The sequence below is a fragment of the Bradyrhizobium forestalis genome (assembly GCF_002795245.1).
GTDB classification, from domain to species: Bacteria; Pseudomonadota; Alphaproteobacteria; order Rhizobiales; family Xanthobacteraceae; genus Bradyrhizobium; species Bradyrhizobium forestalis.
Window position 1 is genome coordinate 68478 of record NZ_PGVG01000033.1, and the last position, 13079, is coordinate 81556.

The following is a 13079-nucleotide window of genomic DNA, read 5'->3' on the forward strand; positions in this document are numbered from 1 at the left end:
TGCGATGAAGCAGGACTGGACGAAGTCCCATCTCGTGTCATCGGGCCTCATTTTATTTAATTTGACTTTGCGCTCGGTCAAAATTATATGTATTTTAATTGTTTATTTATTTAATTTGAGCGCCTCGCCGCGCCGGGACATTATTTCGATCCACGCGTGTTATCGGGTACCGAAACCATGCGAACAGGCCGGGCGATCGCTCCATTGGAGTTGCTCTCGAGAGAGGCGTGATACATGCGCCGATCAATCGATACCGCACCCAGGGATGGAGAAAACATCTGGATAGAAGATGCGGCGGGGGCTGTTGAAGCCGGTCACTGGTCGCCCAAGGCGGGCAGATGGATTGGGAAGGACGGCTCTCCAATCTGCTTTTCACCGACCCATTGGTGTCCCGAAACCGAGGATGTCGATCCGGAGGACGAAAAATCGGGCAGTTCGCTCGTTGCAGCGGTCGTTCTGGTCCCCGTCATCTTCGTTGGGGTGGCCCTGCTCGGTGCGTTCGACCCGTTCAAGGCACAAACGGTTCTGGAAAGGACGCGCATTGACGGCGAGAGCACCGTCGGCCTCGATCAGCGCCCGGAAATCGCGCCCGGATCGCTAGCACTCTTTCAGCGCGAAACGACCGGCACCCTGATGCTGGCGGTGCCCGCGAGCACGGCGCGCGCTGGGCAAGGGCGCGACGCAGACGCTCTGCGCAATGATGCACTCCCCGTTGAGCTGGCCGGCGCGCGCAAGGAGCTTGATGAGGCGGTCCAGCGCACGCACACGGCGGAAATTGCCGCGGAGGAGCTGCGGCAGTCGCTTCAACAGGAACAAGCCCGCAGCGCCGCGTTCGCGGACGAACTTGCCGGAACCCGCCGCGAAATCGAGGCCCGTATCGCGCAGGCGCGCAACGCGGACGAGGTGGCCGCGCAGCACAGAGATGCGTCGGCGCGGGAGATCGCTGAGCTGCAGCAGTCCCTGCAGCGGGAGCGGGAAAAGAGCACCGTCCTGGCGAAGCGAGTGAGCGCCGCGCAGGCGGCAGCGGCAAGCGCTGAGCAGGAACGCTACGCGGCGCAGTCACGCGCCGCGGCGCTCGCGAGCGAACTTGCCGGCATACCTCGCGGATCGCTCACGGCCGACGGTGCGGCGGCGGAGCAAAGCGAGGCGGCGGGACGGGAGATCGCGGAATTGCGGCAGTCCCTGCAGCAGGAGCGCGAAAGGAACGCAGCCCTTGCGCAACAGGCGGACGGCGCGCGGTCGGCAACGGCGAACGCTGAGCAACAACGCCGTGCCCTCGAAGAGGCCCAGGCTCACGCTGCCGCGCTGGAGGGCAAACTTGCGCAAACGCGCCGGGACATCGAAATCCTGAACGGGCAATTGCGCGAGGCGAACGATGCGGTCTCGCAGCAGAGACAGGCAGCGAACCGAGAGATTGCCGAACTGCGGCAGTCGCTGCAACAGGAGCGGAACAAGACCGAAGCCAGGGAGAGAGACCTCGCTTCGGTATCGCGCCGCACCGATGAGCGCGCCCCGATAGAGCAAAGAAATGAAGGCCCGATCTTGTCGACGGCGCAGAACGTGATCGCAGCGGAGCCGCCGATGAGTCCGGGCCAGGACGAGGTGGAGGCCCGGTTGATCCCGCGTGCCAGAGCGTTGCTCGATCAGGGCAACATTGGTGCAGCGCGGATTGTACTCGAGCTCGCTGCCGAGAAGAACATTGCGCAGGCGATCTTCATGCTCGCGGAGACATATGATCCGGCGGTTCTGTCCGCTTGGGGTGCCTATGGAACGCGCGGCGAGGCGGCCAAGGCGCGAGAGCTCTACGCGAAGGCACAGAGGAGCGGTATTCGCGGAGCCAAGGAACGACTGGATGCATTGCATCACTGAGAGTGGGCTTTTGCATTCTGACTGGGACGAGTGGTTGCGGTGGGTCATCCGGAAAGGAACGACATGAACAAGATGCCAAGGTCGCTCTCGTCGCTTCTGCTCGCCGCGCTGGTGCCGATTGCCATCGTGCTTCAACCGGCTTGCCTGGAAGCACAAACCGCAAGAACCGCCAAGGCGGACGCACAAGTAGTCCGACGGCCGCTCCCTCAGGAGAGCGAAAAGGACCGGATGAACGCCTGGACCGTCGGGCTCGCCGGCGGCCTGCTCGAGGGCGCGCCGATCCGCCTCGCGGCGGAAATGGCCCGTGTCGTCGACGACGGAGCAGAGCTGCATCTCCTGCCGATCGTCACCCGTGGCGCCACCGACAATCTGAATGCGCTGCTCTATCTGCGTGGGGTCGATACCGCCATCATCAATTCCGACGCGCTCGACGAGTACAAGCTTCAGGTTCCGCAGATCCAAAACCGCATCACCTATCTGCTCAATCTGTTCCCGTCCGAGTTGCACATCTTCGTGCGGCCGGAGATCGCGAGCCTGCAGGATCTTGCTGGCAAGAAAGTGAACTTCAATACCCAGGGCACCGCAGCCGCCTATTCCGGGCCGCTGATCTTCAGCCGCCTCGGCATCGACGTCGACAAGACGTTCATCCCGCATCAGCTTGCCCTGGAACAGATGCGCAAGGGTGAGATGTCGGCCGTCGTGTTCATCACGTCGAAACCCGTCGACGCCTTCGTACGCGGCCGTTGGGAGGCGGGATTCAAGTTTCTCCCCGTCCATTACGACAGGAGATTCGAGGACTATTATCTGCCCGCGACGTTGGACGCGATCGAGTATCCCAATCTGATCAAGCAGGGCGATCGGGTCTCGACCATCGCGGTGCCGACAGCGCTCGTTGCGTTCAACTGGCGGCCAGGCTCGAACCGCTATCAGCGCGTGGCGCGCCTCGTCGACTACCTGTTCTCGCGGATTGACCGCCTGCAGGCACCGGGCTTTGATCCGAAATGGCGGTCGATCAATCTCGCCGCAACCATCCCGGGACTCACCCGCTTCCAAGCCGCGCAGGAATGGCTGGATCGCCAAGCGCGCAGCGCCCAGGCGAAGCCATGAAAACTGCCGTTCCTCCGCTCGCCGTCGCCTTCAACCTTGCCTGCGGAATTGCCTACGCGCAAAGCGCGAGCGATTCCATGGAAGCACTTCGGGCTTGCTCGGCGACGGAAGGGCAGGGCCGGCTGGAATGTCTGCAAGATCTGTCACGTAAGATTCCGCCACCCGGGCGGCGGGCGTCAGACGACGGCTGGCTGATCAGCGAGACCACCTCGCCGGTCGACTATTCACCCGTCGTCACCGCTACCACCCCTTCGGTTGGCGGCTCGGATGGAGGGGCGATGCAACTCGCAATCCACTGCCGCAAAGGCCGCACGGAAGTCACGGTCGCCGGACCGGCGCTGTCACGGAGCGCCAACGAATACGTCATCTCCTTACGGCTGAATGCGGATACGCCAATGCAACTCGCAGGAGCCTCGCCGTCATTCGGCTCCGGCGTCGCTTTCGGGGGCGACGTCGTAAAGTTGCTGAACGCGCTACCCGACGACGGTCACATCGTTGTGCGCCTCTTCACCCGCACCGGTCCGGTGCAAGACGGACAATTCCTGCTCGGCGGATTCGAGAACGTGCGCAAGAAAATGGCGGTTGCGTGCAAATGGCCACATGCCGTCGCCAGACCGGGAAGGTGATGGTCAGTGAACGGGAGACACGAGATGATCAATCCAAAATTCGCGATGGCAGTCATTGGCGGCTTGGCGATGCTGCTTCTGGCCGGGCCGAGCGCTCAGGCGCAGCAGGACAACCAGTTGGTCCCGCAGGCAAGTGCGAAGAACCAGGTGAGCCATCCGAAGCCTTCGGCCAGACAGAAGCAGGCGGGCAAGCCGGGGCAGAATCACGCGATCAAGCAGGAAGCTGCGAACGAAACCAGGGTGGCTCAGGCGACAAAAACCGAGAGCGCGAAGACGCCGCATCAGCTGATACTTCAGGTCAATTCGAACGAGCCTGCGATGATGAACCTCGCCCTCAACAACGCGACCAACGTCGCGCAATACTACCACGACCTCGGTGAAGCCGTGTCGATCGAGGTCGTCACCTTTGGCCCCGGCCTTCACATGCTGCGCGATGATACGTCGCCGGTGAAGCCGCGCATCGAGGTGCTCGCGATGAGCCATCCCGAAATCTCGTTCAAAGCCTGCGGCAATACCCGGGACAACATGCGCAAGGCGGAGAACCAGGATATCAACCTGATCCCACAGGCGACGGTCGTTAAATCCGGTGTCGTCCGCGTCATGGAGCTGCAGGAACAGGGCTGGAGCTACGTCAAGCCGTGAGGTCCGCCGGTAATGCGGGCCAGGGATGAATCGCCCGATTGCACGTGTCGCCTCCAGAAGCTCGAACCGGCCTGCGCCGAGAGCGGGGGGCAGAGCAGGTTGCCAAGATGGCGCAGTCAAGATTGCTGCGGCCTGGACAAGAAAGTCCTAGAATGCCCGTACGGAGACTCCCATGGGATCGGGCATGCGCAACCACGTCGAGCGCAGGCTTGCGGCAATCCTCGCCGCTGATGTCGCCGGCTACAGCCGGCTGATGGGGGCGGATGAGGAGGGAACTCTCGCGCGTCTCAAGGCACATCGCCGCGAGCTGATCAATCCGAAGATCGCCCAGCACCAAGGCCGCATCGTCAAGACGACCGGCGATGGAGTGTTGGTTGAGTTTCCGAGCGTCGTCGAGGCGGTGCAGTGTGCGGTCGAGGTCCAGCAGGCCATGGTTGCGCGCAGCCGCGATCTGCAGCCGGACAAACGCATAGTCTTCCGCGTCGGTATCAATCTTGGAGACATCATCGTCGACGAAGGCGACGTTTATGGTGACGGCGTCAACGTCGCGGCACGGCTGGAGGCGCTTGCTGGACCGGGCGAGGTATGCGTGTCGCAGGCGGTGCACGATCAGGTGCGCGACAGGTTACCCAGCCTCACGTTCGAGGATCGCGGGGAGCACAGTGTAAAGAACATCGCTCGTCCAATCCGGGTCTTTGGCATCAATTTCGACAACTATGCGGCACCAATGGCCGCGCCTATGGCTGCCGTCCGCTCACCAAGTCGCGCGTTGCGTGCCGGCCTTGCAGCCGCGGGAGTCGCGCTGGTGGTCGTTTCCGCCGGCTTTTGGTGGCAACTCGGAAGAAACCCGCCGTCAGCAACGATCGGTCCTGCGGCGCGGTCTCAAGCACCTGCTCCCCCGCTGTCAATCGTCGTTCTGCCGTTTGCTAACCTCTCGAGCGACCCCGAACAGGACTATTTCGCTGACGGATTGACCGAGGACCTGACGACCGACCTGTCGCGCATCTCGGGCAGCTTCGTGATCGCTCGGAACACGGCGTTTACCTACAAGGGCAAGCCGACGGACGCGAAGCAAGTGGGGCGCGATCTTGGCGTGCACTACGTGCTCGAAGGCAGCGTTCGGCGTTCCGCGAACGAGGTGCGAGTCAATGCCCAGCTCATCGACGGCGAGACCGGCGCTCATCTGTGGGCCGACCGCTTCGATTACCAGCGCAGCGATCTCTTGCAGATGCAAAGCGAAATCACGGCGCGAATCGCGCGAGCGCTGAACGTGGAGCTCGTCGAGGCCGAAGGTCAACGAGCGCTGCGCCAGCGGCCGAACAATCCCAACGCCATGGACCTCGTGATGCGCGGCACCGCCATCATCAATAGAGCCCGCCAGGGCGAAGATGTATCGGAGGCACGCCGCCTTTTCCAGGAGGCCATTCGGCTCGACGCCAATGTTGCGCCGGCGTGGGTGGGTCTGGGCGGCACGCTTCTTTCCAACTCTCGCTTTAGCCGGTCGCGTGAGGAAGACCTGCGACAGGCAGGGGAAGCGGTCGACCGGGCGTTGGCTCTCGATCCCAAGAGCGCCGTTGCGCATTACATGAAGGCCGGCTTGCATTATCAGTTCGGGCGTCTCGAGCAAGCGGTCGGAGAATATGAAGCCGCCATCGCGCTCGATCGAAATTTCGCCAGCAGCTATGGGATGCTCGGCGCGACCAAAGTCATACTTGGGCAACCGGAGGAGGCGTTCGGGCACGTGCAAAAGGCGATTCAGATCAGTCCCCGAGACCCGAGCCTCTCGATGTGGCAGATGTTCGTGGGGGTTGCGAACCTTCATCTCGGACGCGACGATGAGGCCGTCGCGTGGCTGAGGAGGTCGGTGGACCTCAATTCACGCAGCAGCTTCGGTCACCTGTTTCTCGCCAGCGCGCTTGCCCTTGCCGGACAGGAAGCCGCCGCGCGAGTCGAGATGGCGGAGTTTCGGCGCCTTAATCCAGACTTCACGTTAAGCCGGTTCAAGGCCGTGGAGCCCTCTGACCGGCCGGCATTTCTCGCCCAGCGCCAGCGAGTTTACGAAGGTCTGCGCCGGGCTGGAATGCCGGAATGATCCCGTGCACGTCAGTGCTCGCCCGTTCTGGGCGCTCAGCCGACTCGCTCGAGCGTCCAAGTGCTGTCCGCTCCGAGCGCGGAGCGGACATGGCATGTTTTCGTGGGGTGATCGGATTCGGGAGTCCGCCACTAAAAACTGCAGTCCCCCATCCACCGGGATCACCGTGCGGCTCGAGAAAATGACGGCCCGCGTCGCCCAATTGGAGCCTCGGATGGGAATCCACGATCTAAATCAGGTCACGCCTCTTTGAGCGGCCGCGACTGGAGGCGTGGCGAACCTCCGCCATTCGTCGACTGGGTGCAGTCGAGCACCGTCATCGCGATTGTAGGCTCTGCTCCTACTTTCCGGCCCGGGAAGCGCATCTGGATTCACCATCCGCTCCCTCGGAGGCGCCGATGGCGCTTTGCCGGAATGGCCGATTGGCAGGCTGCAGCGACAATTCCTGGCAATACATCCGGTCGATGTTGCGCTGCATGAGCGCATAACAATCGCATGCGACCCTCTCGAGCCGTGCCCGATCGATCTCTATAAACCCGCGCCGGTCGGACGGGACGGCGCCGGCCTCGCGTAGCTTGCTCATCGTCAGAGTCACTGTCGTTCGCCGCACCCCAAGCAATTGCGCAAGCGCCTCCTGCGTCACCGGAAGAGGGTTATCGGGAACGCGGTCGTGAAGCTGCAGGAGCCACCGCGCCAGGCGGCCATCCACCCGGTGCAGCGCGTTGCAAGCGGCGACGTGCTGGAGCTGCAATAACACCGCGCGGGCGTGGACCTGCACGACATTCCTGATGGCTGCGCTTTGCGCATAGGCGGCCCTGAATTTGGCGGCGGAAATCATCGACGCCGTGCCGGCCATGCGAGCAATCGCGGTCACGGATGAAAGCGACGGGCCGAGCACGGAAAACGAGGCCAAAGCGCCTTCCCGTCCCATCAGGGTGGTTGCGACCGATTGCCCGTCCGGCATATCGAGCATGAACGCGATTGCGCCGCTATGAGGAAAATAAACCGGGTCGAGCTCATCGCCCGATCGCACCAGGACGGCATCGGTCTCGAACGAGACTTTCTGGAAATACGGCGTGAGCAAGCCGAGATCCGCAGGCGGCAACGTCGCCAGTAGCCGATTGCCGATTCCCGTGCGGTGGACGGTCACGATGCTTTCTCGTGAACCCGCGTCCAACGAACGACGATATCCATTTATTTCATCCAGCATGATTATCCGAAATACGAATTGCCCCAACGAAACCATCCAAACAGAGCCATCAGTCGAGATCAAGCGCGGAGAACTGCGGAGGAGCGCTTGCCGCTGTTCTCGCAAAGCAGGCTCTTGCATACATCATACTATTTGGATCTTTGCCCATTCAGCGATCGATAGCAGCAGGCCGTACATGCGATCATCTCATGCGCTGGCGGAGTTCCGAAGATGGGCTGCTTGGGCGCGAGAGCGTATCGAGGTAACCGAACCGTTAACTCTCGGTCACCAGAAATCGGACGTGCGACAGGAGGGCACCAAGGCGAGCCGACAGCTCCGCTCCCGAGCGTGGAGCGAACTCGGCGTGCTTGCGCGGGCTTATCGGATTGAGGCAGCCACGCCCTAGAACTGATATCTCCGCAACCCCCCATCCACCGGGATCACCGTGCCGGTGATGTAGCGCGCCACCGGCGAGGCCAGGAACACTGCGAGTGCCGCCAGATCCTCCGGCTCGCCCCAATAGCCGACCGGGATCTCCTCCTCGGCAAAGCGCTCGCGATAATCCGGCGGGTAGTTGCGGCGGATCTGTTCGCTCATGATGCGGCCGGGCGGGATGCAGTTGATGGTGATGCCGTGCTCGCCGACCTCGCGCGACAGGCCCTTGGCCCAGGCGTGCACGGCGGCCTTGGCGGCGAAGGCGGCGTTGAGGCCTTCCGGCTCGGACTTGCCGGTGATGTTGATGATGCGGCCCCATTTGCGTCCGATCATCTGCGGCAGCAATGCATGGGCGATGCGGCGGTAGCTGGTGAAGTTCAGCGCGATCGCCTCGTCCCATTTGCTGTCGGGCGCATCGACGGGCAGGGGACGGCTGCCGCCGGCATTGTTGACGAGGATGTCGACATGGCCAAGCTCCTTCAGCGCGAAGGCCGCGATGGTCTCGGCGGCGTCCTTGGCCATCACGTCCTGCGCGAACGGCGTGATCAACCCGCCGCCGACGTCTTTCACCAGCTCGGCAAGCAGGTCGGTGCGCCGCGCCACGCCGACGACATGCACGCCTTCGGCCGCCAGGCCCTTGGCAATGGCGCGGCCGATGCCGATGCTCGCGCCCGTGACGACAGCGGTTTTCGATTTGAGCCCGAGGTCCATGGTCACACGCTCTCTTGGTTGTCGCTTTGCTTTTTTGCTGTTGGTTTCCCGCCCTGTCCCGGGGGCTTGCGAATTGCCCGACCGGGACGAGCAGTGGTAACCAAGAGCCTTGGCGAAGGAAATACGAAAAAGAAAAGGCGTCGAAGGATGGTCTGGGATCCGCAGCAATATTTGAAGTTCTCCGGCCATCGGCTCCGGCCCGCCGTCGATCTGTTGATGCGGATTCCGGATCTTGCGCCGCGCGCGATCGCCGATCTCGGCGCCGGCGCCGGCAACGTCACCAAATTGATCAGGGAGCGCTGGCCGGATGCACGCGTGACTGGCGTCGAGGGCTCGGCCGAGATGGTTGCTGCCGGGCGCAAGGCGGCGCCGGACGTGGAATGGTCACATGAGGATCTCGGCCATTGGAGTCCCGCCGGGCAGTACGACTTGATCTATTCCAATGCCGCACTGCACTGGCTGCCCAATCATGCGGCACTGTTTCCGTCGGTGATGGAGAAGGTGACGCATGGGGGCGTGCTCGCGGTGCAGATGCCGCGCAATTTCCTCGCGCCTTCGCATGTGCTGATCGGCGAGACCGCGCTTGATGGCCCGTGGCGGTCCAAGGTGGAGCATCTCGTCACCCCGCCACCGGTCGAGGGGCCGGCCTTCTATCACGATCTGCTCGCGCCGATGTCGGCCAACATCGACATCTGGGAGACCGAATATCTGCAGGTGCTCGAAGGCGAGAACCCCGTGAAGGAATGGACCAAGGGGACCTGGCTGACGCGCTATCTCGATGTCCTGCAAGGCGATGAGAAGGCCGCATTCGAAGCCGCCTATGGGATGCGCGTCGCAAAGGCCTATCCGAAGAATGCGGCGGGGCAGACGCTGTTCCCGTTCCGGCGCCTCTTCATGATCGCTCAGCGCAGAGGCTGATGGCACTGCCGCAATGCGGCATAAGCGCTCGTTCCCCCGGACTCGCGCGGACGCCGGGTTGCGCAGACTGCGGTCGTCAAGTTAGCTTGGCTGCGGCAAATTGGGCTTAGGTCTAGTTGTTCGGGTGGCGGATTGCTGCCACTACTGACCTGAAAAACAAAAAGAACCCGCTTCAGCGGTTATTGGGAGGTACCTTCATGCGCAAGCTGCTTGCCGCGGTCGCTGCCGCGGCTGTTCTCTTGGCTCCTGCCATCGCCCAAGCCCAGAGTCCTATTGTCATCAAGTTCAGCCACGTCGTCGCCAACGACACCCCGAAGGGCAAGGGCGCGCTGAAGTTCAAGGAGCTCGCTGAAAAATACACCGACGGCAAGGTCAAGGTCGAGGTCTACCCCAACTCCACGCTCTACAAGGACAAGGAGGAGATCGAGGCGCTGCAGCTCGGCTCGGTGCAGATGCTCGCGCCCTCGACCGCGAAATTCGCCCCGCTCGGCATCAAGGAGTTCGAGGCGCTCGACCTGCCCTGGCTGTTCAAGGACGAAGAGACCTATGCCAATGCGATGAAGGGCACGGTCGGCAAGTGGTTGTTCCAGAAGCTCGAGGCCAAGGGCATCACCGGCCTCGCTTATTGGGACAACGGCTTCCACATGCTCTCCGCCAACCGTCCCTTGCTGAAGCCGACCGATTTCCAGGGGCTGAAATTCCGCATCTCCGGATCGAAGGTCGCCGACCAATATCTCCGCATCATGGGCTCGATCCCTCAGATCATGGCGTTCTCCGAAGTCTACCAGGCCTTGCAGACCGGCGTGGTCGACGGCTGCGAGAACACCGCGTCCAACTACCTCACGCAGAAGTTCTACGAGGTGCAGAAGGACATCACCGTATCCTATCACGCGCATCTGCAATATGCCGTGATCGTCAACTCGAAGTTCTGGTCCGGCCTGCCGCCCGATATCCGTACCCAGCTCGACAAGGCGATGGTGGAGGCGACCGACTACACCAACTCGATCGCGCGCCAGGAGAACGAGGACGCGCTGGCCGAGATCAAGAAGATGGGCAAGACCAATCTGCATTATCTCACCGACGCCGACCGCAAGACCTGGCAGGAAGCGATGCAGCCGACCTATAAATGGGCCAAGGGGCGGGTCGGGCAGGAGGTGCTCGATCTCATCGCCAAGGAACTCGACGTCAAGATGAACTGACGGCTGCGGCCCAATAAGAACACGACCAACGGTCGGGGGTGATCGCGCTCCCGGCCGTTGCGCTTGAATGATCCAATCCGGGGGGACCAAGTTGCTGCGCGTGCTGAATCGTTTTCTCGATCATCTCGAGGAGTGGCTGATCGCGACGATGATCGCGGCTGCGACGTCGCTCATCTTCGTCGCGGTGCTGCACCGCTATGGCGCCGGGCTGTCGATCGACATCGCCAAATGGGCGGAAGCCCGCAACCTGGCCTTCCTCGCCGTGCCCGCGCGCGCGACGTTCGCCTGGCTTGCCGCGCTCGACCTGTCCTGGGCGCAGGAGCTCTGCATCTACATGTTCATCTGGATGGCGAAGTTCGGCGCCGCCTACGGCGTGCGGACCGGCATCCATGTCGGCGTCGACGTGCTGGTCAACATCCTCCCCGGCGGGTCGCGCCGGCGCGTGATCACCTTCGGCCTTCTCTGCGGTGCGCTTTTCACCGCCATCGTCGCTTATTTCGGCGCCGCGTTCGTCAGCCAGATGTGGCAGACCGGCCAGCAGTCCAACGATCTGGAAGCACCGATGTGGATGGTGTATCTCACGATCCCGCTCGGCTCCGGCTTGATGTGCTTCCGCTTCCTGCAGGTCGCCTGGTCGTTCTACCACACCGGCGAGCTGCCGCATCACGACATGGCAGGCGTCGAGGGTGTCGAGGCGGATCCGGTGCATCCGGCCCCGGTCACGCCCAGCCAGGTCGTTCGCGACGAGCGCAGCCCGCTCGGCTGGATCCTGATGCTGCTGCCGGTCCTGATCGTCGCCCTGTGCTTCGCTCATGCGGCCCATGTCATCACCCTGCCGCACGGCCTGCGTGTCTTCATCGTGTTCGCGCTTCTGCTCTCGCTGATGCTCACGGGCATGCCGATCTCGATCGCGCTGGGCCTGACCGTGCTCAGCTTCATGTTCACGCTGACCGACGTGCGAACGGAATCGGTGGCGCTGAAGCTGTTCACCGGCATCGAGAACTTCGAGATCATGGCGATCCCGTTCTTCATCCTCGCCGGAAACTTCCTGACCCATGGCGGCGTCGCGCGGCGGATGATCACCTTCGCGACCTCGCTGGTCGGCCATTGGTACGGCGGTCTCGCGCTGTCGGGCGTGGTCGCCTGCGCGCTGTTCGCCGCGATCTCCGGCTCCTCGCCGGCAACCGTGGTGGCGATCGGCTCGGTGATCCTGCCCGCGATGGTCGCGCAAGGCTTTCCGAAGCGGTTCGGGGCGGGCGTGATCACGACGTCGGGCTCGCTCGGCATCCTCATTCCGCCGTCGATCCCGATGGTTCTCTACGCCGTCTCGACCAACAGCTCGGTCGGCAAGCTGTTCATCGCCGGCATCGTGCCGGGATTCGTGCTGGCCTCGCTGCTCGGCGCCACGACGTTCTATCGCGCCTGGCGCAACGACTATCCGCGGATGCCGAAGGCCAGCTTCATCGAGCGTTTCGATGCGTTCCGAAAGTCGATCTGGGGCATCCTGCTGATCGTGATCGTGATCGGCGGCATCTACAGCGGCCTGTTCACGCCGACCGAAGCCGCCGCCGTCAGCGCGGTCTACGCCTTCATCGTCGCCGTGTTCATCTACAAGGATCTGAAGCTGCGCGACGTCCCGCGCGTGCTGCTGTCCTCGGCAAATCTCTCCGCGATGCTGCTCTACATCATCACCAACGCGGTGCTGTTCTCGTTCCTGATGACCTACGAGAACGTGCCGCAGGCGCTGGCGCAATGGATGATCGACCAGGGCCTGGGGTGGATCGGCTTCCTCTTGCTCGTCAACCTGCTGCTGCTGCTGGCGGGCAACGTGATGGAGCCGTCCTCGATCATCCTGATCATGGCCCCGATCCTGTTTCCGGTCGCGGTCAAGCTCGGCATCGATCCGATTCATTTCGGCATCCTGATGACGGTCAACATGGAGGTCGGACTGTGCCATCCGCCCGTCGGCCTCAATCTCTACGTCGCCTCAGGGATCGCGAAGATGGGTATCACCGAGCTCACGGTCGCGGTGTGGCCGTGGCTGCTGACGATGCTGGGATTCCTGGTGGTGGTGACGTATTGGCCGGGCCTGTCATTGTGGCTGCCGCGGCTGCTCGGGATGTAGTGGCGCGAGCGGCACGAATGGTGCACCCTCTCCCCTTGTGGGCTAGCTTGGGCACAGATCTCTTGCATTGCATGAATCGCGTGTGATTCTGTGTAGGCCGTCGTGATTCTAGCAGCGGAGCGATGGCGGAGATGGATATCGGCTATTTCGGCGACGAGCGTCTTAA

The 13079-nt window shown here is 62.7% G+C and carries 10 protein-coding genes and 1 pseudogene; 9 read left to right on the forward strand and 2 right to left on the reverse strand.

Annotated features, from left to right (window positions below):
* Window positions 1–234: 234 nt before the first annotated feature.
* The 5 genes from CVM73_RS29675 to CVM73_RS29695 all read left to right on the forward strand — a co-directional run bounded on the left by CVM73_RS29675 (window position 235) and on the right by CVM73_RS29695 (window position 6336).
* Entirely contained in the window at window positions 235–1869 is a 1635-nt protein-coding gene (locus CVM73_RS29675; RefSeq protein ID WP_100235329.1) for a coiled-coil domain-containing protein, read from the forward strand.
* 72 nt (window positions 1870–1941) lie between these two features.
* Window positions 1942–2976, forward strand: coding sequence for a TAXI family TRAP transporter solute-binding subunit (locus CVM73_RS29680; RefSeq protein ID WP_430641323.1), 1035 nt, complete (start codon window positions 1942–1944; stop codon window positions 2974–2976).
* Window positions 2973–3602: a hypothetical protein gene (locus tag CVM73_RS29685; protein ID WP_245452461.1), complete on the forward strand. Its 630-nt coding sequence runs from the start codon at window positions 2973–2975 to the stop codon at window positions 3600–3602. The genes CVM73_RS29680 and CVM73_RS29685 overlap by 4 nt, the downstream gene beginning before the upstream one ends.
* A gap of 24 nt (window positions 3603–3626) precedes the next feature.
* Window positions 3627–4244, forward strand: coding sequence for a DsrE family protein (locus tag CVM73_RS29690; RefSeq protein ID WP_245452462.1), 618 nt, complete (start codon window positions 3627–3629; stop codon window positions 4242–4244).
* Window positions 4245–4416: 172 nt separating this feature from the next.
* Window positions 4417–6336 (forward strand): adenylate/guanylate cyclase domain-containing protein, encoded by a 1920-nt coding sequence (locus tag CVM73_RS29695; RefSeq protein ID WP_245452463.1) that lies wholly within the window; start codon window positions 4417–4419, stop codon window positions 6334–6336.
* A gap of 340 nt (window positions 6337–6676) precedes the next feature.
* Here the strand turns inward: CVM73_RS29695 and CVM73_RS29700 are convergent, their stop codons facing one another.
* A complete protein-coding gene (locus tag CVM73_RS29700; protein WP_245452464.1) occupies window positions 6677–7546 on the reverse strand; it encodes a Crp/Fnr family transcriptional regulator in 870 nt (289 codons plus the stop codon).
* 381 nt (window positions 7547–7927) lie between these two features.
* Window positions 7928–8671 (reverse strand): SDR family NAD(P)-dependent oxidoreductase, encoded by a 744-nt coding sequence (locus tag CVM73_RS29705; protein WP_100235331.1) that lies wholly within the window; start codon window positions 8669–8671, stop codon window positions 7928–7930.
* Between the two features lie 147 nt (window positions 8672–8818).
* On the opposite strand from CVM73_RS29705, the gene CVM73_RS29710 reads away from it, so the two are divergent.
* The 4 genes and pseudogenes from CVM73_RS29710 (at window position 8819) to CVM73_RS41665 (ending at window position 12913) form a co-directional block, all read left to right on the forward strand.
* A complete protein-coding gene (locus tag CVM73_RS29710; RefSeq protein WP_100235332.1) occupies window positions 8819–9589 on the forward strand; it encodes a methyltransferase domain-containing protein in 771 nt (256 codons plus the stop codon).
* A 197-nt stretch (window positions 9590–9786) separates the two neighbouring features.
* Window positions 9787–10788, forward strand: coding sequence for a DctP family TRAP transporter solute-binding subunit (locus CVM73_RS29715; RefSeq protein WP_100235333.1), 1002 nt, complete (start codon window positions 9787–9789; stop codon window positions 10786–10788).
* Window positions 10789–10936: 148 nt separating this feature from the next.
* Window positions 10937–11410, forward strand: a pseudogene (locus tag CVM73_RS41660) (TRAP transporter small permease); the annotation flags it as partial.
* 222 nt (window positions 11411–11632) lie between these two features.
* Window positions 11633–12913, forward strand: coding sequence for a TRAP transporter large permease (locus CVM73_RS41665; RefSeq protein ID WP_245452467.1), 1281 nt, complete (start codon window positions 11633–11635; stop codon window positions 12911–12913).
* Window positions 12914–13079: the final 166 nt, after the last annotated feature.